We start from the raw sequence: 21832 nt of genomic DNA on the forward strand, positions 1-21832 counted from the left end.
TAGAATAAAAATGGATATGATTAAGGAGTTATCAGATGCTTTTTTAATACTTATAAGGAGTGGTACAGTCTTTAGAGTTATTTATTGCTTTGTAATGATGGGAACAGATGAAGAAAATGAAAAGGCGTATAAAAAGAAAATAAGGAATGTAATTGTATTTTATATATTAGCAGAGAGTTGTTATGTGATTAAAGATTTAGTAACCAAGTATTATACATAGAGGTGATGAAATGGCAAGAGAAAAACCATTGTATATACCGCAAGGACTTAAGCTGAGAACAGAAATTTTTAATGGGTTTTCTAAGGAAGAGTTGATTAAAACAATCATAGTTACTTTAATAGCAGGTGTAATAGATGCACTGCTATTTTTCTTTGTTAAAAATACAGTAGTAGCGATAGTATTTATGCTAGTAGCTGTATCTGGAACTGTTATTATGCTCACAAAAGACAATTCGAATATTTCAGTAGTGGATCAGATTGGATTTTTAATAAAGTATAGATTTCGGCAAAAGAAATATAGGTATGTTTATAAATTGGAAAGGAGAAGATATGGCAGACAAGATAAGTGAATTTAAAGTAGTAGGTAAGATAAACACAACTATATCGGGTAAAATGCTGTATATGCTATTGAATGAGTTGGCAGATAAAAATGGAGTAGTTAATATATCACATAGAAAATTAAGTGAAATATTAGGTATTAGTAAATCAGCTGTAAGTAGAAATCTTAGAAGACTTGAGGAAAATGGTCAGATATATATAAGGAGTAGATATACAAGTGATGGTGGCAGATTGGCAAATGAGTATATAGTGAGGTGATGGTAGTGTTAGTAGTTAAATATGTGTTGTTTGTCTTGGTGCTTGTATATGCTAGCTATTGTGATATTAAGACTAGAATAATACCTGATAGAGTTCATATTATAATTATTTTGTTAGGGTTAATTAATTTAAATTGGATACCTTCAATTTTGGGATTAGTGTTAGTGCCATTGCCTTTTTTGGTGGTGGCACTTGTTAGAAATGGGTCTATGGGTGGTGGGGATGTTAAGTTGGTTGGGGCTTGTTCATTTTATTTAGGATTTACAGGAGGACTGATAGGAAGTAGTGTAGGACTGGCTTTCGGAATATTGACAAGTATATTATACTCTAGATATAAATTGAAGAAATATAATGGTAAAATTGCTTTAGTTCCTTATTTGGGGGTGGGGTATTTATTAATTATGGTAAATTATTAATGTATATATTATGTTTATAGAAAAATATATAAGTTGAAAATAAAAAAGGAGATACTATAAAGGGGGATTATTGGCAATGCAATAGGTATAAAATGATATTATATTTTATAATGAAATTCTGTTGGAGACATAGTTTTTTAATATATAAACTCTAAAGCAAATTAGATTACAAATTTTTACAGTTGATAATTAAACTAACCACTAAGTGATTTTTAACACTTTTAGAATTTTATCTAAAGGAATATTGTTTTTAGCGCATTGATAAATCCATGAAATACTATCGGGCTTAGTTTGCTTACGTAATTTATTCAGCCATTCCCAAAAATTCATTGCTTTATTTAGCCCTATAGTATTATCAATATCATTTAAGACACATTCATAACGATGTTAATGGTCAATAGGTCAACTCATTCTATTCAATATACTGTGAGAAATTCAATATGTTAATACGTATACATTACTGATATATAATGCGATTATATGCTGAAATATATAAAACAAGTAGTTTGAAAAGTTGTCTTAAATTAGATAAAAAACAATATTTATTAAATATTATATAAAATAGATTTATTGACAACATTATATTTATAATATAAAATATTAAAGTAATGCATTGCAAATTTTAAGAATACATATTTATATGAATATAAATACAAAGGAGAATGTTTATGAAAAGAAATGTATTGACTTTAATTTTATTAATGACTTTTATATTAAATTTTTCTAATGTTAATGCAAAAGAGGAAGAAAAATATCTTGATAAAAATAGCATAAAAATATTAGCTGAATATCATATTAATGAATATCTTGAGAGAGAATTAAATGAAGAAATTATAATTTCTGATAATGAAATATTATTAGATGATGTAACAGGTAAAGAAATAGCCTATTTAGTTCCATTTGCAAATGAGAAAGGTGAGCAAAAAGGATTTATGATTATTGATTCAAGAATCAATGGATATGGCGTTTGTGAGGTTAATTATAATGTTGAAGAGCTTGATAATATTTTAGAAAAAAGTAAAAATGAAAAATTGGTGTATATATTTCCAAATAGAATTAAGACTGAAACAGAAATTAAGTTGAAGATGAAAGAATCAAGCGAAAATAAAAATATTGAGAAATATATATTACCAGAATCAAGTGCACTAAATATTGTTGATAATATTAAAATCCAATCTCGAAAGTTAAATTTAATAAACAATAATATTAATAAAAATATCGTTACTACAGATTCTACACATGAAATAGTTATGTTATCTGGTAATCCTGATCTTACATTTGTACCAATTAAAGATGGTTCAAAAACTTATTATGGTTGTAATCAAGCATGGTTTAGCTCAGAATTAGGAAATGAACAAGGTTGTGGTACTGCTGCGGCTGCTAATATTGCATATCATATGGCTGCATATGTTCAAGGTTGTAGCAATTTATACAAGTATTCAACAAGTATATTGGATAGACCTTATTTTATAAATCATATGGAAGATGTTTATGATTATGTAACTCCTCATACTGGCATACTTCCAGGCATACCTGGTGTTAACGATATAAAAAATAAGTTTTTAGAGTATGCTAGAAGCAAGAATGTATACTTATATGCAAGAATATACGACAACCCATCATATCTAGATAATATTGATAAAACTTCAAATTTTATTAAAGAAGGATTAAGTATAGACTCTCCAGTAGCAATGATGCAACATGATGACGATGACTTTACTGGTGACTTAAATCATTTTAATTGGCATTGGACAACAATAACTAAATATTTTAGAAATAATGCTACTGATGATCGTTTTATTGCCATTTCATCATGGGGAGAAAGGTATTCATTTAATTTAAAATTGCTTGTAGATGCATATCCTAATACATATATTTATTTTAAAAAAGTATAGAGGTGATTTATATAAAAAAACTTTTATTTATAACATTATTAATAATAATATCACTCATTATAATTAGCAACTTGGCTTATAAGAAGAATAGTGCTCAAAAAATTAAAACAAGTGAATCAGAAAAATTCACTGAATCATTAGAAGAGTTAATTTATATTGATGAAGTTGAGTTAATCTATCAAATAAATTCTATAACATGTTATCTGGGGGTAAATGATAGCTTTGATAAAAGCCACCTTAATAATATATTACAAATAGCAAGAGAATTTACCACAATAGAAAATATGGTGGAAATAAGAAAAAAGTATTCAGAATCAAGTCAACCACCTAGTGAGTTTACAATAGAAATATATTATGGCAGTATTAAAAAAGATAATATTCCTAATTATCGCTTAAGAACAAGCTATAGCAATCCAATTCATACTGAAATATATGATTATAAAATATGGGATATATTTAAAGACGATAAATTAATTGACTTAGATAATCAAGAGAATGAGAAGTAGGTATTAATGAAGTTCAATAAAACAATATAAAACTGGGAAATTATATCTTTAAAAAAGAAATCATTGTCACCTTCAAGAGTATATATTGTTATATAAAGAGAATGCTTAATTAGAGTAAATAGATAGTGCAATTATATATCATTGTACTATCTATTAATTGTTTATAATAAAACTAATTATGATCAATTCTTAGAAATGATTTTTCCAGAGTATACTCCTGTTATAGGTCAAAAGATATTAACGTCTGAATTTATTACAGTTGGAGAAATATTTAAAATACATGGTTGTATAAGTTTGCCAGAAAGTCTAGTATTTACTAGTGATGACTATGAATTATTTAATTCTAAGAAAAAATACTTAAGTGCAATTATTCACTTTTTTTTTGGAACATCCACTTGTTTTTATTGGATATAGTGCCAGTGATCTAAATATACAGTCAATATTATCTGATATTGATGAGATTGTACCTAATCTTTTTATAGTTGATTATAAGGAAAATATTATAGAAGACAATACATATCCTACAGAAAAGCTCATTAATTTATATGATAAAAAAACTATTTGGATTAATTCAGTAGCTGCGAAAGATTATGATTGGATTTATGAAGCTTTTACAAATGAAAGTGCTATAGAAAGAGTAAATCCTAAATTATTATGAGCATTAATATCTCATACATATGAATTAATTAGAACAGATATACCTAAACATCGAATAGAAATAGATTACGATATGCTTAAGTCAGCGTTAAAAGATGATAAAGACATTAATAAGATATTTGGAATAACTAATATTAGTGAACCTTCGGCATTTAATATTGCATTTCCTTACACACTACTAGAAGTTGCAAAGCAACTAGGTTATGATTATTGGTCTTATGCGAATGATTTAATAAATAGGATTACAAAAGAAACGGGTATCAATATTAAAAGTTCAGATAATAAATATCATATTTCTATTTGTAAATATATTAAATAGAGTTATTTTATATGAATTTATATGTCAAAAAAAATTATGAGGAGGAAAAAATAATGAGAATCTTAAAAAACAGAACGACCCTAGGGATAGCTAGTTTAGTACTATCTCTTTTTATTTGCTTTGGTTTAACACCATTGTTCAACAAAGCAGTAGCTAACAAAGTTAAAATAGTAAGGGTAACAAAAGACATTACCATAGGTGATGAGATTACAGCAAGTATGGTACAGAGTATAGAAGTAGGTGGATATAATTTACCAAATGAAGTTATCAAAAACAAAGAAAATATTATAGGAAAGTATGTAACTACTGACATGAAAAGAGGTGATTATATATTGCCATCAAAGCTATCTAATACACCACTTGCTGAATATGGTTATCTTGAAAACTTTACTGGAGATAAAAGAGCCATATCAGTAACATTAAGAAGCTTAGCTAGTGGTCTATCAGGTAAGTTGCAAAATGGAGATATAGTATCTGTATATGTAGCAGAATACGGAGATAGAAAACAAACCTTATCACCCATAGAACTAAAATATGTTGAAGTTTTAGCGGTAACATTAAGTACTGGATATGATACAAGTCAAAAAGAAACAGATGATGGAGAAGATAAAGAATTACCATCTACAGTAACATTAAAAGTATCAGAGCAGCAGGCAATAAAGTTAGCAGATCTTGAAGCCAATGGAAAGATACATTTAGCCTTTGTATATCGTGGAAATGACGATAATACAAAGGCTTTTTTAGTTAAGCAAGAAAAGATTTTAGAGGAGTTAGAAAAACAAGATAATGATGATGAATCAATTAATAAATTGAATGATGAAATACAGAAAAACACATGGGAGGTAAATAAAGTTGAGTAAAATAATTACTATATGGGGTAATCCTAATAGTGGAAAGACAACCTTGGCAATTAAATTGGCTAAAGAATTATCTAAGAATAATAATGTCATAATGTTATCTACAGATATAATTGCTCCAACAATTGGAGTGTTATTACCTTATTCTAAAGAAAAGGATAAATCAGTGGGAAAGTTATTAGAGATGGTTACATTGACTCAAGAAGATATTTTAAAAAATCTAATAACATTAAAGGATAATAAAAACATAGCTTTTCTCGGTTATGCCCAAACAGAAAACTATAAATCATATGCTCAGTATACAGTGGATAGAGCCAACGAATTAATTATTAACTTATCACATTTAGCTGATTATCTAATCATTGATACATCATCAATTATACAATTTGATTTACTTTCAAGATCATCCTTAAAATTAGCAGATGAGGTTATCAGACTATGTGGAACTAATTTAAAAGCTATTAGTTATTATAAATCTATATTTCCATTACTTATAGATAAATCATTTAACATAAATAAACATATCAAGATATTAGCTAAATTAAAAGATGGTGAACCAAAGGCAATAATAACTAATCATTATGGAACTATTTTTAGCAATTTACCGTACACTGAAGAGTTGCAAATCCAATATAAGGAAGGATGCTTATTAAACGCATTGAGTAATAAGAAAAGTGTATATTATAATGACAATCTTGAAAAACTGCTTTTTAGAATAACAGGGAAAACAAAAGATAAAAAGAACGTCAATAAAGTCAATAATGTATTTAAACTACTAAAAGTAAAAAAGATGAAGGAGCAGGATGAAGATGAGTAAGTATGTGGATTTTACTGAGGTGTTAAGACGTGTACAAGAGCATATTTCAAGTAATTATGCTATCCTTATATCTAGTGATGACATAGAAAATAGCAAAGTTAAACTCAAGGCTTATATTAAGAAATATATAGAAGATTATAAGCTAAAGGTTGACGGATTTACTACCACAGCTTTAATAGATAGACTATATACTGAAATGGCTGAATTTAGTTTCCTTACACAGTACCTTAATAGAAACGATATAGAAGAAATTAATATCAATAGTTACAATGATATAAAAATCACCTATTCTAATGGAGAAATTAAGCCTTCTGATGAACATTTCAATTCACCTTCTCATGCTATGGATGTTATAAGAAGGCTACTTCATCAAAGTGGTATGATACTTGATAGTTCTCAACCTATTGTAGTTGGACATCTAAGTGATAAGATAAGAATTACAGCTATAGCTAAAGGTATAGTGGATAAAAATGTTGGTGTATCAGTATCCATTCGTATAGTAAACCCTAAAAAATTAACAAAAGAAGATTTTATAAAAAGTGGTACAGCTAGTGAAGAGATGCTGGATTTTTTGACATTGGCACATAGATACGGTGAGAGTATTTGTTTTACTGGAGCAACATCAAGTGGGAAGACCACACTAATGAGTTATGTACTGTCTACACTTCCTAATAATAAAAGACTTTTTACTATCGAAAATGGTACAAGAGAATTCAATCTTGTTAAAAAGGATGAGAGTGGTCAGATAGTTAACAACGTTATTCATGCTGTTACAAAACATAGTGATGATCCTAAGCAAACTATTACCATGGCAAAATTACTTGAAACAGCACTTACAGTTAATCCTGATTATATATGTGTAGCAGAGATGAAGAGTGATGAAGCTTTTTATGCACAAGAAAGTGCAAGGTGTGGTCATGGAGTAAGTACCACTATCCATGCTAATTCTTGTATAGCCACTTACTATCGTATGGTTACATTATGTAAACAACGATATGATATGGATGAGAAAACATTGTATAATCTTGTAACAGAAGCGTTTCCAATAGTAATGTTCTGTAAGAAATTAGAGGACAACACTAGACATATCATGGAGATTACAGAATGCCTAATAAAAGAAGATGGTAGCAGAGAAATACATACATTATATAAATACAATATAACAGATAACAATGAAGTTGATGGTACGCTTAAAATTGAAGGTTATTATAAGAAGGTTAATAATATCTCTAAAGCTATGCAAAAAAGATTACTGGAAAATGGTATGCCTAAGACAGAACTAAGAAAATTTGTTGGAGGTGAAGATATTGAATAGTATGATTGCTATAGCTTTTATATTAATGGTTACAGGTATATTTATACTTATAAGGTTATCCCCTTTAAAATTATTTGATAAGATTAAATTACTAAAGCATAATAGGAAAAAAGAAAGTATAAGGAAAAGAGTTCTAGAAGTAACCCATAAAAAGAAAGCTAAAAATATTCAATTGGTCATTACTGAAACGAAGGATATTCTTAAAATGACTGGTCGAGAAGAACATTTTTACTTAATTACCATGCTATCTATTATTTTATCGGTAGGGGGAATGTTATTGGCTATTATGATAAACAATATGTTATTAATACCAGTCTTTGGGTTGGGTTTTGCTTTTGCTCCGTTTTGGTATGTTAAACTAATTGCTACTAAGTGGAAAAATGAGCTTAATGCAGAATTGGAAACAGCATTATCTGTAGTTACTACCTCATATATGAGATGTGATAGCATCATAACAGCCATTGAAGAAAATGCTGAGTACATAAACCCACCAGTCTATAATGTTTTTAAATCATTTCTAGCAGATAGTACACTTATAAATTCTAATATTACTATGGCACTGGAAAAACTCAGAAGTAAGATAGACAGTGATGTGTTTAGACAGTGGGTAGATGCTGTTATTGAATGTCAAGAAGATAAGAATCTTAAATCAACATTAACGCCAATAGTAACAAAATTGTCAGATATGAGAATAGTATCAGCTGAACTAAATAATATGCTCTATGAACCATTAAAAGAATTTATGATAATGGCAGCACTTCTTATAGCAAACATACCTCTAATTTATTTTCTTAATTGTAACTGGTACAAATCACTTATATTCACACCAGTAGGTAAAGGGACACTTGCCATATGTACAAGTGTATTATTCTTTTCCATAGCAGGTGTTGTAAAATTATCAAAACCAGTAGAATATAGGAGGTGACCAAGTGATAAAAATATTATTTTTATTTATTATATGTTTTAGTGTAGGGCTGTTTTTTATCTTACTTGATTTTTTGAAAGTACCAACTAAAAGAGCTGATAAAGTCTATTTAGCTGTTAGTAAAAAAGGAATAAACAAGCCTAAGCTATCAGAAGTAATCGTATTAGAACTATCAGAGAAATTAGGTAAATATATTAAATTGGGTAATTACAAAAAAAGAAAGTTAATAATGACTTTAAGGTCAGCAAATATAAAATTAATGCCTGAAACCTATATTGCTAAAGCTTATGTAAAAGCAGGAATGACATTATTATGTATCGTTCCTGCTATTCTAATATTACCATTATTAGCTCCAGTGATTTTAATAGTAGCTATTCTTATTTATTTTAAAGAGATAAGTAGTGCAGAAGAGATATTAAAGAAAAGTAAAAGGAACATAGAATATGAACTACCACGCTTTGTCAATACATTAGCTCAAGAACTTCAAGGAAGTAGAGATGTATTATCTATACTTGAAACTTATAAGAAAAATTCAAGTGGAGTATTTAAAAGAGAGCTAGAAATAACTATAGCTGATATGAAGTCAGGTAATCTTGAAAGTGCTTTGACTAGATTTGAAACAAGGATAGGTAGTAGTATGTTATCAGATGTAATTAGAGGACTCATAGGGACAATTAGAGGTGACAATAATATCGTGTACTTTCATATGTTAGCTCATGATTTTAAGCAATTGGAACTGCAAAGATTAAAATCAGAAGTTATGAGAAGACCAGCGAAGATAAAGAAATATTCTATGATGATGCTTGGGTGTTTTGTGATGATGTATCTTGTGGTGATGGTGTTGCAGATTATTGAGAGTATGGGAGAGTTATTTTAATATATTTGGTGGACAGGAATAAATTAGCAGGTGTATAATTGGCATATGTGGATTTTATAATAATAGTGTAAATAAAAGGATTTATATATTATAAAATACTAGATTTTTAGCAATATTAAAAAATAGTACCAATGTTTAATTAATGTGAGGTGTTAAATGAAACCAGCACGAAATGCATTTATAGGTTATAGCTATCAAAAATCTGTAGCTTTCTTAATGATAGCAAAAATGGATGTTGAACGAAAAATTAAAGAAATTGAAATTGAAGCAGATGTAAATCATCAATTTGATGATTTAATTCTTGTTGTATTAATGAATACCACAGGCTATGCCTGTGGTTCTAAAAAGCTTATAGCTATGAGTAGAAAAAAATAACCTCCAATGCTAAGATAGAAGCAGGTTTGCCGACCGCATCTATAATAGACAAAGGAGGAAGTCCAAATGGACAACAAAAGTTTAGCACATACCAAATGGAATTGCAAATATCATATAGTATTTGCACCAAAATACAGACGTCAAATAATTTATGGAAAGATAAAAAAAGATATTGGGCAGATAATTCGTAAATTATGTGAGTATAAAGGCGTAGAAATAATAGAAGCAAATGCATGTAAAGATCACATACATATGTTAGTAAGTGTACCACCTAAATTAAGTGTATCACAGTTTGTAGGATATCTAAAAGGAAAAAGTTCGCTGATGATATTTGACAGACATGCTAATTTAAAATATAAATATGGGAATAGAAAATTTTGGTGTAAAGGATATTTTGTAGATACAGTAGGAAGGAACAAGAAGGCAATAGAACAGTATATAAGAAATCAATTACAAGAAGATATAGCCTCAGATCAATTAAGTCTGAAGGAATATATTGACCCGTTTACGGGTAAGCCGATAATAAAAGGCTAATGAAAACACCTTTAGGTGTAACTTGAGAATAGATGCAGTTGGCAGACTATTCAATGAGTCTTGAGACTCAGCTAGTAATATACCCTTATAGGGTAAGTGCAAACCACCCGTTTTACGGGTGGTGGTGATTTTGGAAAATGAAGAAATAAGTTGTCAGTTAAAGGACTTTAGTGAAATCTCAATAAAAGATATTAAAATAGTAGAAGATCAAGTTATTATTAAAGGAAAATCGCATGATATCTCATCTAATAAAAATATTATCTTTGTTAAACATTTAGATTTACAATACAATTCAAAAATATTAGGATTTAAAGCATATCAGATGAAAAATGTATATATTATAGGGCTTTCTAGAGTAGAAATTTACGAAATAATTGAGGAAATGTATCAACATTGTATTAGTAGAATACCTAGGTTAGAAAAAATATTTGAAAGAAAATTGGATATAAGACACTTGAAGTTAACTCGTAAAGATCTTCCTTATATAGAAGTGTACTCAACAGAATTACTGGACCAAACTGTGAATCTAGGTAATATAAAACTAGGACATAATAAAATTATACAAATTGAAGGCAAGCCTGGTGTAGGTAAGAGTCATTTAGTTAACCATATTGAAATAGATGATTATGATATTATATATAGATTTTGGATATCAAATCAAGATACTGATTATCGAAATAGGTTAGAGTTTAATAATTTTCTTTTTGACTTATCTAAGAGCTTGTTTAATGACTTAGTATTTAGAAGTATGGATAAAATAATTAGTAAACTTGATGAAACATCAAGACTATTGATTATCGATGGTTTAGATCATGTAGAAAACTATAACTATGAACAACTAAATTTGTTCATCAATTTTTTGAATCATAATTGGGAAAATGCGAAAATTATTATTTTTACTAGACCTTTACGAATTGAGACTGGCTGGAAAAAAATTTGTTTGAGTAACTGGAATTTTAATCAAGTAGAAATTTATTTGGATAAAATGTTGATGATTTCAGATTATACAGTTGTAATGCAAATATATAAAATATCCAAAGGTTATCCTATTATTGTTAACTATTTGGGCAAACACTACAGCAAATTTAAATCAATTCCTAAATTAGAAACTATTAATGACTTAAATGAATATTATGATCAATTGACTCGTAGAGTAAGAGTAAAATCTGCGCTGACAATTTTTTTGTGTACTAAATCATATTTGATGATTTCTGAAATTAAATTATTACTTAGTGATCCTTTGCTTTGCGAAACAATCAATGAGTTTTTAAATGACTATCCATACTTATTTGAAGTAAGGTTAAATAGAGTATCACTTATTCATGATAGTTTTAATACATTTATAAGAGAAAGCATTCCGCAATACAGTAGTTTACTTGAACCAATATACAATAAAGTATACGAATCACTGATTAAGGAAGAAAGTCGATTTCAAAGTAGATTTGGTCTATTCGAATTATTACCAGAACAGAAATTATACATAATTAAAAAGTATGCAAATATTGATTGTTTCAACAATGCTTTGAAGAAATGCATTGATTTTGAAGCCTTAAGAAATTTTTATTTAGAAATCAGAAATGAAATATATAGAATACCTCCTAATGCTTTAACTCTGGAAGAATATTATGATATTGGTTTAATCCTTAACATAGTTAGCCGTGACCATTTTAGTACACTAAATGGATTTTTATACACCTATGTACAAGCTTTAATCTTTAATGGATATACAATTGAAGATATAACAAGTTCTGAATTTCTTTTTGGAATGTTTTATTACATCGAAGAGAATAATATTGATGTCTTATTAAGGATGACTTCTGATAATAACTATTCAATTGATGATTATTACACCAATTTTCTTAATGATATAAAGGTGGAAAAGTTGTTTTTTAAACATCTAGAATGTCAAATGACCATGAATAATAGTATGCGAGCATTTCTTTCAAAAGAGGGAAACTATCATGAATATTTAATTGAATTACTTGTGAATATTTATATTAATGGGACAGATATTAGTGAAATTAAAGAGCTTGAAGGTGCTATTAGATCTTTTATAGATGACAAAGATGTTTGTAGTGCAGAAAAAAGAATTGAAACTTTCATGACAAAACATAAAATGAATACTACTTTTATTAGGCATACATTAATTCAAGTTTCTAACAAACTTAATGCACTGGGTATTATTAATGTTAAAAATAAGTATATAGACAAGTCTTTAGCAGCTCTTATTGAGATATATAAGAATGAAGGGTCATTTGATTTACGAGAACATATACTAAACTATCTTAGATTATCTATTTTTCAATCTAGAAAAATAGATATTGAAAGCATAAGTAGTTATTTTGCAATGTATTATATGAGGAAAGATTACACAGTAGTAAATGTTGATACTGCACTAATTGTATTTGAGAAATGTGGTTTTATTTCACCAGAAGTATCTTTAGAAATTATTATTGATGTTCAAAATTTATCTGAAAAAGGTATTAGACATATTTTACATAACTATGTTAATAGTTGTGATACATCAATAATAAAGAGGATGAGGAGAAAATATGACTTAAAGGATTTAAATGTTCGTTGGCTTGAACTTCCTGTTACACATATAGAAATGCTAGGAAGACAAGAGTTTGTTAACCTGTTGTATCATGAAATGGAGCGAAGATATATCTACTCTTATATTGAATATGATGATATTGAAAATGTCTTAAACTCAAAATATAAGAATTTAGCTTTAGACTATATCAAATGGAGTGGAAAGTCCTTAAGATTTAATTCAAAAAACGCAAAGACTAAAATTATATCAGAGTATGGTATTAATGTTGAATATCATAATGAAGAAGAAAGTTATACCAGCAAATCACATAAGAAAAAATTATTAGAAGGAATATTGACAGATGATGCAGCCTATTTAATAAAAGATAATAATTTGAGCCTTGATGAAGTTGCGTCATGTAATGATGGAAATTATTGTACACTTGCTGAGCTTAATTTATTCAAAGAATTTGAATCTAAAGTGGTCACTCAAGATATGCAATCTATACTCCACAAAGCATTAAATGGTAAGATTAAAAGTATAGATATGTATTGTAATTTGTATTATTTCGTAGGAAATATGCTAAAATTACTTGATAAATATGACTGTAATGTAGATTGGAATAAGCTATATAATAGTTTTATGACATATATTGAAATCTCTCTATTAAGAAAATACGAATAAATAGTTACAAACATTAAGTATAACTATAATATGTTAAATAAGAAATACTAAATAATAAATTTATGGAACAGAAAATACAATAATTAAAAAGATATTTATACTTCTTAACACGAACTAAAAGATGTGATTAAGAAGTATTTTTTGTTATATGGAAGGGTGATTAATTGATTATATTAAAGAATAAAAATGGAGAAGGGTATATAGATGCAGTAATTGTAGTTTTTGTAGTTATACTCATAATTGCACTAGCTACAAGCGTATTACCAATCTTTATTAAAAAAGCAAAGCTAGATACTTTTGCAGATGAAGTAGTAAGATATGCTGAAATAGAAGGGAGAATAGGAAATCAAACCAAAAGCAAAATTAACAATATGAAATCAGAGACAGGACTTAATCCAAAAGTAGAATGGTCAACAAAAGGTAAAATACAACTTAATAATGAATTTAGTTTAGTGCTTACATTAGAAACCAACATAGGTTTCTTTTCTTTTGGCTCATTTCCAATTCCATTAACATCTAAAGCTACAGGTAGGAGTGAAGTCTATTGGAAAAATTGATAAAGAATAAAGATGGAAATGCAGCAATATTAGCATGCGTTGCTGTTTTAATAATGATGCTGTTATTTACAGTCATTGCAGAGTATATAAGACTTCAAACTATAGCAAAGGGAGTTAATGATGCTGTACAATCCTCTGTTATATCGGTTGTAACTAACAATTGGGACAACAACTATAATGGTCTTAGGCAAGGTTATGCAGGAGGATATACTCTTAAAAATTCTGAGTGGGAAACCGATATAGATAATGGAGAAGTATATGCTGATCTTTCTGATCTTCTCGGATTACAAAGAAAAAGTGGAAAATATGTTAAGTACACAAAAAAAGAAACAGAATACTCTTTATATAATCTTGATGTAAAGATAATAAATACACCAATTAGAGGAAATGAAAATGATGAGTTTAGTGCAGATGTATATATAACTTTACAAGTACCTCTAAGTTTTGGATGGGGACACTTACCAGATATGATTATACCTCTAAAATTAAAAGCTAAATTCACTCCAAAATTCTAAGCTATTGACAAAAGATTTGAGCAATGATAATATGATTATAACAACTATAGTTGTAATAAGTATAGTTTTGAGGAGGAATTTAAGTGTCAAAGAGAAATACTGACTTAACAATATATATATTATTAGTACTATTACAAAAACCTATGAAAGGTTATGATATATCAAAAGAGGTAACGAGAATATCAGAAGGAGAGGTTAAAGTTTTAAACGCTTCTCCATACGCAAAACTTAAGAAAATGCTAGAACGTGGACTTATTGAGATTACAGCTGAAACAAATGAGAATAGAAAAGTAATATATTATGGAATCACAGATAAAGGAAGAGAAACTATAAATAAAGAACTTAAAAATCTAGAGATACTAACATTTCGAATTAAGAAGACATTGGAGGTATGTAAGTATGAAGAATAATAGAAATAAGCAAATTACTATTGTGTGTGCATTAATTGTAGTAGCAATAGTACTCATATATGGTATATTTAAATTATCACAACCAACGACACAATCTGATTTAGATGTTAATGATAAAGAGTCAGAAAAAGTAAAAGTTGAGGATATTGATAAAGAAACAACTATTACTGTACCAGATATTAAAACTAACGAACAGAAGGAAGTTAATGATAAAGAAACTGAGAAAGAATTACAGCAAAGGGACAATGATAAGGAAAAGGATATACAAGAAGTAAATGTAGAAGTAGAAAAACCAATTGTTCCACCAAAACCCAATTTATCTAAGGAAGAACCGATTAATGAGCCTACTGAATCAGAAATGAAGCCTATATCTAGTGACGAAGATGGTTTAAAAAGTGGTGATGAGGAAGAAAATACTAAGTCACCTACATATGATATAAAACCAACAGTAGAAGAAAAGCCGATTGAAAATCCAGTTGTTATTACACCTGATGTACCAAAAGATACTTCAGAAGATAAGGATGAAAATGTAGTGCCAGATAGTGAAAACCCATTTCTAAAATCACCTTCTAGTATACCCTCTAATGGTGATAGAGGGGAACGTGATAGTTCCAATTATGGTGACGGTGAATGGGGAACAGGCGATAAATTTTAGTTAACATAAAATCATATATATTTAAAAAAGTCAATCCATAAATGGATTGGCTTTTTTACGTTAGGAGATGAAAAATTGAAAAAGCTTATAACCCTAATAATAATGTTGATTTTATTTTCCACAGTAAATATTTTTGCAAAAGATAATGCTGATAGTGGAAATGGTGATACAAATAATGCATTAAAAGGAAAAGCATTTTATAGAAGCTCTGAATATATGTATAAAGTTTCTATTTATGTTGGATTAAGTGATGATACAGATATGAATGATAGTATTAATAAGTTTAAAAGAATAGGAAATCAACCAACATATATTAAACCTAGCAATTTTACTATCCCTAGAAATACCTATGGAACACCAAATAATAAAATTGATTATATTCAAGGTGCAAGCTTATCACCGGTAACAATTAATGAAGTGATAACAGGTAATGTTCCTCCCATACCAATTACCAATGGTGGAAATATTAACTCTGTAAAATCCTACTTTGGAGATACTAGAACATTAATTGGAATTATTGATGATATAGCTGAAAAGCAAGGAACAACAAGGGAAGGTCTAGTTCAAAACATCTCATTTACCATTAATGGTAAGAAAGGTCTTGTTCCTCCAGAAGAAATATTACCAGTTAAATCAAATGGTAAGTATCAAAACAAAGTAGCATGGCTTATTATCTATGAACCAGTCACAATTACATATACAAAACCTAATAGTAAAGGGTATAGGCAGCCTATTGCATTTACTGCTACTGAATATGCACTATCTCAAAAGCTAGGATATTTTAATTGGTTTTGGGGTAAAACTGGTCAATATGTAGCAGGTATGACACATTGTGATTTACCTAATTCTATAGTATTAGAAGAAAGTTGGATAGGTATACCTGTAACAAAACCTTTAGCTGATGGTGTTTATTGGAGTGATGATAGAATTATTAGTGGTGGTGGTATAGGTATGAGAATGCTTGAACCAAATGGTAGTGATACCAAAGAGAATGATACAACATATGATTATACCTATAGAGTTAACACAGAAGTAATTACTTCTGTAATAGTAGAAGCTACAAATGGTGATATTACACCTGATAAACGTCATAATGAAATAGATACGAGAAAAAACTCATATACATATCCTTCTGATAATAAAGCATATGTAACTATAACTGCAAATGGACAATCTACGACTGTACCAATAGTCATACCAAGTGGTAATAGTCAATATGCTTGGTTAAAGTGGAGAACTCCTTCAAAGCTATGTGAAGTAACTGTAGATGTAAGTATATCTGGAAATTCTTCTGCAAGACTTAAAGATGGAAGGAGAAATGAAAGTTTTAAAGTAAAAATTGAAAGCTTATCAGAGAATGAACCACCTGATCCACGTCCAACTGATACTATGCCCAACTTTGAAATTCCAGAATTACCAAATCAAGCTGATAAAACCTCAGCTCAATGGGGAATCTATAGTGCAGTATGGGGTGCTGACTATAGATGGCATGAAGATTGGAAAAAATATCACAGTGGATGTTATACAAGAACTAATAAGGATGGCAGTACCACAAGAGTTCATAGGTACAAATGGGTAGATGAAGGATATTGGGAAGATTATGGTGAATGGGTATATACTTTTACTCAATATACAGCTAGCATTAACGTTACTATGGAATTAGTTCCTGATAGCCATAATCCAAGTTCTAAGGAACGATATGGAGAATATATAATTGCAAGCGGATATGGTGTAGATATTAAAATAGATGCTGGTATAGCTACTAATGCACCATCAAGTCATTATACAAAAGCACAAAATGTTGTGACTTACTTTCCTGAATATAGTTATAATATGTATTGGAGATTACTTGAAAAGATAGGTATCAATAAATTTGAATTTAAAAAGAATATCTTTTCAACCTTCAATAGTAGAACACACTTTACACCATTACCCTATCCAAATGGTAAATATGAGATATATGCAAACGTAATAGATTGTTGGACACCTGATGGAATGTTGAGAGTTAATCTAAGTGATAAAGTTATGATAGAAGGAAATGTATATGATGATTGGCATATAGCTCCTAGTTCCATTAATTAGCCATAACATATTTAATTAATATAGATATAAAGATATGTAATATCCACAATAGTAATTTACAATACAATATTAAATTAATTTGAAAGGGGAATTGAATGGCAGTAGACCCAGTTACAATAACAAAATTAGCAACAACAATAGAAAAACTTGGCACAGATAAAAATGGGCGGTGGATAATACTGATTGCAGTATTGACACCGCTTATTTTAGTTTTACTTATACTATCATCACCCTTTGCTATATTTTTTAGTCTCTTTAATGATGGGAGTAGTAATAGTGAGGCGTCTGTACAATTAATCATGCAAGAGTTACAAAATGATTTAATACAAAAGATAGAGTTTGAACAAAACGATAACAGGATGGATTCTATCCAAACAATAGTAGTAGGTAGTGAAGATAATACATTAATTGATAGTTCAATAGATGTGTTATCTTTTTTTAGCGTTATGAATACTACAAAAGATGGGAAACAGGTAGTTTATCTTGATAATAAAGATAAGAAGAAGCTAGAAGATACCTTTTGGGAAATGAATATAGTACAGGTAGATATTGATAATAAAACAATTATAGATAGTAAAGAAACCACATCTAAAAATACTACAAACACATGCCATAAGATAATTACTATTGATAACCGTTCAGCTAGTGAAATGGCAGTTGAATATGGATTTTCAGATGAACAAAAGAAAATTCTAAAAGAGGTTATGTTAAGTAGCGATTTAATTATGCCTATAGATACAAAAATGTATCTCTCAACTAAAGAGATAGAGAATATAAAATCTAATTTACCAAAAGACCTAAACATAAAAAGGAAGACTATAGTTGAAAATGCTCTCAGCTTAGTTGGTAAGGTTAATTACTTTTGGGGTGGTAAAAGTTTAGCCAGTGGTTGGGATGATAGATGGGGTACACCAACAAAAGTTTATTCGGAAGGAAGTAGTACAACTGGTACTGTTAGACCCTTTGGTCTTGACTGTAGTGGTTATGTTACATGGATATTTGCTAATCTAGGATTAGATAAGTCAAATATAGACAAAACCATAGGGCATGGAGCTACAGCCCAGTGGAACTTATCAACAACTATTGATAAATCACTGGTAATAGAAGGAGATCTTGTATTTCTTGCAGTTCCCAATACAAGAAAAATCAATCACGTAGGTATAATAGTAGGGTTTGATGAAGAAGGTAATATTCTAGTAGCTCATTGTAATGCCAAGGATAACAATATTTCTGTTGATACAGCAGATGAAGTGGGTTTTAGATACTTTAAAAGACCTGCTATTTTAATAGAATAGGAGATGATATTTTATGAATAAGATAAGAGGTATACATGTTAGAGTAGGTGAGAAACCAGAGGTTATAGAGTTCAAAAATACGTATGAAGAGTATAGAAAATTAGTAGGTGGAGATATAGAACTTGCCATATTAGATAAGAATGCTGTTATATTTTGTAATGCAGTTGGAAAATTAATAGGGCTTGAAGGAAATAGAAGTCTTGATAATGGTGATATCATCGCAGGCAATTTTGTTATCGTGGGGGATGATGGTAGCGGTGAAAGTTTATCACTAACTGATAAATAGATTGAAAAATATATAAAACGATTTGAGGAAATAGAGAGATACATAATCGTAGCTAATAAAGATATTGACAATAACTATGATATGGAGGAATAACAATGATACTTCCAGTTATTATGCTTACCCTATGCTTTTTAGGAAGTATGGGGTATTTTTTTTATACTAAATTAAATCATGAAAATAAGAATGAGGAAAATACAGCTCAGGATTTTACTAATATTGTAGATATAAAAGATAACTTTCTTTATACAAAAGATGGATATATTATTAGCTATTTTAGAATTCAACCAATATCTATAGAACTATTATCTCAAAGAGAAAAAGAAAATATGTGTAATATGCTTACAGCAGAGTTATCAAGTATTAGTGAGCCTTTTAAATTTTTAGCCATATCAAGACCAGTAAATATATCAGGATTACTTGAAGAATACTCGGAGATACTTCATAGCAGCAAAGACCATATACAAAAGGAACTATTACGAAAAGAGATTTATGAAATGAATGACTATGCCTTATCAGGAGAAGTGGTTGAACGTCAATTTTACATAATGTTATGGCAGAAAAATCATGAAGGTGTAGAAAGTGATTTGATTAAAAGGACAAAGGATTTTATGAGACGTTTTGATAGTTGTGGAATTAATTGTACATTGCTTCAAGATGGAGATATTGTAGGTTTATGTAGTTTAGTCAACAATTCAATATATGAAAGTAATGGGGAGGAATGTAATTGAAGAAAGAACAAAATCTAAAAATAAATAAAGCACTATTAAGTATAGTAACACCAATAGGATTGGAGATAGAGAGAAATAAGCTTGTTATAGGTGAGAACTTAGCTAAGATATACGGTATCGTTAAATATCCTCAAAAAGTAGATTATGGGTGGTTATCAAAGCTAACTAATATAAAAGGAACAATAGCAGGAATAACTTTTAATCCAGTAGATGGTAGTGATTTCATAGACAGTGTTTCAAGCAGTATTATACGTAACAGAAGTGATGCAGTAAATAATAAAGACCCGCTTCTACAAAAACGAGCAGAAATTGCAGCTGTTGATGGGGATAAAATGATTGAAAGTATAGATGGTGATAATCAATCAGTTGGTGCAATGAGTCTTAGTATCATGGGATTATCTAAAGGCAATAAGGAATTTGAAAGAGTATGTAGAAAAACACAAAGTAGTATAGCTTCATCTAAATGTAAAGGAAGGGTTTTATCCAATTTACAAGAGCAAGCATTTAAGAACCTATCTCCATATTATAGAAAAACAAAAAGTATAAATGATATATTACAAAGGGTAATGCCGATGAGTACATTTGTCGGTGGTTACCCTTTTTCTACAAGTGGATATAGTGATGGTAAAGGTTATTATTTTGCAAAAGATTCAAGTGGAGGGTTAGTTGTACTTGATACTTGGAAACGTGGCGGAGATAGGACAAATAGTAACTTCACTATACTTGGAGTTGCAGGAGTTGGTAAATCAACAGTGGTCAAACACCTAGCAATATCTGAATACATGAAAGGAACAAGGATACTTTTTATTGATCCAGAAAGTGAGTATCGTGACCTTTGTTTAGCATTAGGTGGAGATTTGATTAATGCTGGTGGAGGAAGTAATGGAAGAATTAATCCACTACAAATAAGAGATATTCCTGCAATAGATGAACAAGATGAAATTGAAGGACTAGGAGCAATGGCACTACATTTAAAAAATGTTGAGGTGTTTTTTAATTTATATATGAACTTAACAGAGATACAGAAAGCTTTGCTAAAGTCATGTTTAATAGACCTTTATAACCAATTTAATATATTTTGGGATACAGATGTTAAACTACTAAAGAATAATGAGTTTCCTATAATGAAGGATTTATATGAACTAATCTTAGAGAAATCAAAGAAAGAAGTAGAGTATAAAGAATTAGCAACACTATTAAAAGATATTGCAATAGGTGGAGATTCTTTTCTATTTGGTGGTCATAGTAGTATAAAAGCTGAGTCAAGGTGTGTTTGCCTTGATACATTTTCACTTCAAAATGCAAGTGATAACGTTAAGAAAACACAATATTTTAACTTACTAACATTTTGTTGGAATGAGATGAGTAAGGATAGAACAGAACCTGTATTATTAATAGCAGATGAAAGTTATCTTATGATTGATCCAAGAGTACCACAGTCATTGGTATTTCTAAGAGATGTAGCAAAGAGAGCAAGAAAATATGAAGCAGGACTAGCAATAGTATCTCATTCAGTAGTTGACTTTCTGGCTCCATCAATAAAAATGTATGGACAAGCACTTCTTGATATTCCTTGTTTTAAAGTGTTACTTGGAACAGATGGAAAAAATCTAACGGAGTTAAAGGAATTATATAACTTAACAGATGCTGAAGAAGCCTTGCTTGCTCAGAAAAAAAGAGGAGATGGGTTATTAATGGTGGGATCTAAACGATTACATGTTGATTTTGATATTCCATCCTATAAGTTTGCCTATATGGGAAATAAGGGTGGAAGGTAA

The 21832-nt window shown here is 29.2% G+C and carries 26 protein-coding genes; all 26 read left to right on the plus strand.

Annotation, left to right across the window (positions count from 1 at the left end):
• Positions 1-10 precede the first annotated feature (10 nt).
• The 26 genes from HYG85_RS20250 (at position 11) to HYG85_RS20375 (ending at position 21832) form a co-directional block, all read left to right on the plus strand.
• Complete coding sequence (locus HYG85_RS20250) at positions 11-220, plus strand: mercury transporter (RefSeq protein ID WP_212691186.1); 210 nt, start codon at positions 11-13, stop codon at positions 218-220.
• A 10-nt stretch (positions 221-230) separates the two neighbouring features.
• Positions 231-569, plus strand: a complete 339-nt coding sequence (locus tag HYG85_RS20255) for a hypothetical protein (RefSeq protein WP_212691187.1) — start codon at positions 231-233, stop codon at positions 567-569.
• A complete protein-coding gene (locus HYG85_RS20260; protein WP_212691188.1) occupies positions 550-816 on the plus strand; it encodes a winged helix-turn-helix transcriptional regulator in 267 nt (88 codons plus the stop codon). Before HYG85_RS20255 ends, HYG85_RS20260 begins: the two co-directional genes overlap by 20 nt.
• A 5-nt stretch (positions 817-821) precedes the next feature.
• The gene (locus tag HYG85_RS20265) at positions 822-1232 is read left to right on the plus strand and encodes a prepilin peptidase (protein ID WP_212691189.1); all 411 of its coding nucleotides are present in this window, start codon (positions 822-824) and stop codon (positions 1230-1232) included.
• Positions 1233-1900: 668 nt separating this feature from the next.
• Entirely contained in the window at positions 1901-3127 is a 1227-nt protein-coding gene (locus HYG85_RS20270) for a hypothetical protein (RefSeq protein ID WP_212691190.1), read from the plus strand.
• Between the two features lie 71 nt (positions 3128-3198).
• The gene (locus HYG85_RS20275; RefSeq protein ID WP_212691191.1) at positions 3199-3633 is read left to right on the plus strand and encodes a hypothetical protein; all 435 of its coding nucleotides are present in this window, start codon (positions 3199-3201) and stop codon (positions 3631-3633) included.
• Positions 3634-3828: 195 nt separating this feature from the next.
• Entirely contained in the window at positions 3829-4047 is a 219-nt protein-coding gene (locus HYG85_RS24830; protein ID WP_408647995.1) for an SIR2 family protein, read from the plus strand.
• Positions 3995-4291: an SIR2 family protein gene (locus tag HYG85_RS20285; RefSeq protein WP_212691193.1), complete on the plus strand. Its 297-nt coding sequence runs from the start codon at positions 3995-3997 to the stop codon at positions 4289-4291. Before HYG85_RS24830 ends, HYG85_RS20285 begins: the two co-directional genes overlap by 53 nt.
• A 72-nt stretch (positions 4292-4363) precedes the next feature.
• Complete coding sequence (locus HYG85_RS20290; protein ID WP_212691194.1) at positions 4364-4609, plus strand: hypothetical protein; 246 nt, start codon at positions 4364-4366, stop codon at positions 4607-4609.
• Between the two features lie 53 nt (positions 4610-4662).
• Positions 4663-5469 (plus strand): Flp pilus assembly protein CpaB, encoded by an 807-nt coding sequence (gene cpaB, locus HYG85_RS20295; RefSeq protein WP_212691195.1) that lies wholly within the window; start codon positions 4663-4665, stop codon positions 5467-5469.
• On the plus strand, positions 5462-6283 hold the full coding sequence (locus tag HYG85_RS20300) for a ParA family protein (RefSeq protein ID WP_212691196.1): 822 nt from the start codon (positions 5462-5464) through the stop codon (positions 6281-6283). The genes cpaB and HYG85_RS20300 overlap by 8 nt, the downstream gene beginning before the upstream one ends.
• On the plus strand, positions 6276-7598 hold the full coding sequence (locus HYG85_RS20305) for an ATPase, T2SS/T4P/T4SS family (RefSeq protein ID WP_244971232.1): 1323 nt from the start codon (positions 6276-6278) through the stop codon (positions 7596-7598). Before HYG85_RS20300 ends, HYG85_RS20305 begins: the two co-directional genes overlap by 8 nt.
• 1 nt (position 7599) lies before the next feature.
• Positions 7600-8523 carry a type II secretion system F family protein gene (locus HYG85_RS20310; protein WP_212693805.1) on the plus strand — a complete coding sequence of 308 codons (924 nt, stop codon included), beginning with the start codon at positions 7600-7602 and terminating at the stop codon, positions 8521-8523.
• A 4-nt stretch (positions 8524-8527) separates the two neighbouring features.
• Positions 8528-9400 carry a secretion protein F gene (locus HYG85_RS20315; protein ID WP_212691198.1) on the plus strand — a complete coding sequence of 291 codons (873 nt, stop codon included), beginning with the start codon at positions 8528-8530 and terminating at the stop codon, positions 9398-9400.
• 156 nt (positions 9401-9556) lie between these two features.
• The gene (locus HYG85_RS20320) at positions 9557-9775 is read left to right on the plus strand and encodes a hypothetical protein (RefSeq protein WP_212691199.1); all 219 of its coding nucleotides are present in this window, start codon (positions 9557-9559) and stop codon (positions 9773-9775) included.
• Positions 9776-9841: 66 nt separating this feature from the next.
• Positions 9842-10309: an IS200/IS605 family transposase gene (tnpA, locus tag HYG85_RS20325; protein ID WP_212691167.1), complete on the plus strand. Its 468-nt coding sequence runs from the start codon at positions 9842-9844 to the stop codon at positions 10307-10309.
• Positions 10310-10439: 130 nt separating this feature from the next.
• The gene (locus HYG85_RS20330) at positions 10440-13526 is read left to right on the plus strand and encodes a hypothetical protein (RefSeq protein WP_212691200.1); all 3087 of its coding nucleotides are present in this window, start codon (positions 10440-10442) and stop codon (positions 13524-13526) included.
• Between the two features lie 164 nt (positions 13527-13690).
• Entirely contained in the window at positions 13691-14083 is a 393-nt protein-coding gene (locus tag HYG85_RS20335) for a DUF4320 family protein (RefSeq protein WP_212691201.1), read from the plus strand.
• Positions 14071-14598, plus strand: coding sequence for a hypothetical protein (locus HYG85_RS20340; protein WP_212691202.1), 528 nt, complete (start codon positions 14071-14073; stop codon positions 14596-14598). The genes HYG85_RS20335 and HYG85_RS20340 overlap by 13 nt, the downstream gene beginning before the upstream one ends.
• A gap of 83 nt (positions 14599-14681) precedes the next feature.
• A complete protein-coding gene (locus HYG85_RS20345) occupies positions 14682-15008 on the plus strand; it encodes a PadR family transcriptional regulator (protein WP_212691203.1) in 327 nt (108 codons plus the stop codon).
• Positions 14998-15663 (plus strand): hypothetical protein, encoded by a 666-nt coding sequence (locus HYG85_RS20350; RefSeq protein ID WP_212691204.1) that lies wholly within the window; start codon positions 14998-15000, stop codon positions 15661-15663. Before HYG85_RS20345 ends, HYG85_RS20350 begins: the two co-directional genes overlap by 11 nt.
• Before the next feature lie 75 nt (positions 15664-15738).
• Complete coding sequence (locus HYG85_RS20355; RefSeq protein WP_212691205.1) at positions 15739-17745, plus strand: hypothetical protein; 2007 nt, start codon at positions 15739-15741, stop codon at positions 17743-17745.
• Positions 17746-17840: 95 nt separating this feature from the next.
• A complete protein-coding gene (locus HYG85_RS20360; RefSeq protein WP_212691206.1) occupies positions 17841-19040 on the plus strand; it encodes a C40 family peptidase in 1200 nt (399 codons plus the stop codon).
• 13 nt (positions 19041-19053) lie between these two features.
• Positions 19054-19326, plus strand: coding sequence for a DUF3846 domain-containing protein (locus tag HYG85_RS20365; RefSeq protein ID WP_212691207.1), 273 nt, complete (start codon positions 19054-19056; stop codon positions 19324-19326).
• A 95-nt stretch (positions 19327-19421) separates the two neighbouring features.
• On the plus strand, positions 19422-20054 hold the full coding sequence (locus HYG85_RS20370; protein WP_244971233.1) for a hypothetical protein: 633 nt from the start codon (positions 19422-19424) through the stop codon (positions 20052-20054).
• Complete coding sequence (locus HYG85_RS20375) at positions 20051-21832, plus strand: VirB4 family type IV secretion system protein (protein WP_212691208.1); 1782 nt, start codon at positions 20051-20053, stop codon at positions 21830-21832. Before HYG85_RS20370 ends, HYG85_RS20375 begins: the two co-directional genes overlap by 4 nt.

The sequence above is a fragment of the Vallitalea guaymasensis genome, from assembly GCF_018141425.1.
Lineage (GTDB): Bacteria > Bacillota > Clostridia > Lachnospirales > Vallitaleaceae > Vallitalea > Vallitalea guaymasensis.

What these genes read in the sequence shown, in the direction of transcription:
- HYG85_RS20260 (WP_212691188.1), top strand. Translation starts at nt 550, where the DNA reads ATGGCAGACAAGATAAGTGAATTTAAAGTAGTAGGTAAGATAAACACA.
- HYG85_RS20310 (WP_212693805.1), top strand. Translation starts at nt 7,600, where the DNA reads ATGATTGCTATAGCTTTTATATTAATGGTTACAGGTATATTTATACTT.
- HYG85_RS20270 (WP_212691190.1), top strand. Translation starts at nt 1,901, where the DNA reads ATGAAAAGAAATGTATTGACTTTAATTTTATTAATGACTTTTATATTA.
- HYG85_RS20290 (WP_212691194.1), top strand. Translation starts at nt 4,364, where the DNA reads ATGCTTAAGTCAGCGTTAAAAGATGATAAAGACATTAATAAGATATTT.
- tnpA (WP_212691167.1), top strand. Translation starts at nt 9,842, where the DNA reads ATGGACAACAAAAGTTTAGCACATACCAAATGGAATTGCAAATATCAT.
- HYG85_RS20370 (WP_244971233.1), top strand. Translation starts at nt 19,422, where the DNA reads ATGATACTTCCAGTTATTATGCTTACCCTATGCTTTTTAGGAAGTATG.
- HYG85_RS20360 (WP_212691206.1), top strand. Translation starts at nt 17,841, where the DNA reads ATGGCAGTAGACCCAGTTACAATAACAAAATTAGCAACAACAATAGAA.
- HYG85_RS20255 (WP_212691187.1), top strand. Translation starts at nt 231, where the DNA reads ATGGCAAGAGAAAAACCATTGTATATACCGCAAGGACTTAAGCTGAGA.
- HYG85_RS20250 (WP_212691186.1), top strand. Translation starts at nt 11, where the DNA reads ATGGATATGATTAAGGAGTTATCAGATGCTTTTTTAATACTTATAAGG.
- HYG85_RS20365 (WP_212691207.1), top strand. Translation starts at nt 19,054, where the DNA reads ATGAATAAGATAAGAGGTATACATGTTAGAGTAGGTGAGAAACCAGAG.
- HYG85_RS20305 (WP_244971232.1), top strand. Translation starts at nt 6,276, where the DNA reads ATGAGTAAGTATGTGGATTTTACTGAGGTGTTAAGACGTGTACAAGAG.
- HYG85_RS20350 (WP_212691204.1), top strand. Translation starts at nt 14,998, where the DNA reads ATGAAGAATAATAGAAATAAGCAAATTACTATTGTGTGTGCATTAATT.
- cpaB (WP_212691195.1), top strand. Translation starts at nt 4,663, where the DNA reads ATGAGAATCTTAAAAAACAGAACGACCCTAGGGATAGCTAGTTTAGTA.
- HYG85_RS24830 (WP_408647995.1), top strand. Translation starts at nt 3,829, where the DNA reads ATGATTTTTCCAGAGTATACTCCTGTTATAGGTCAAAAGATATTAACG.
- HYG85_RS20320 (WP_212691199.1), top strand. Translation starts at nt 9,557, where the DNA reads ATGAAACCAGCACGAAATGCATTTATAGGTTATAGCTATCAAAAATCT.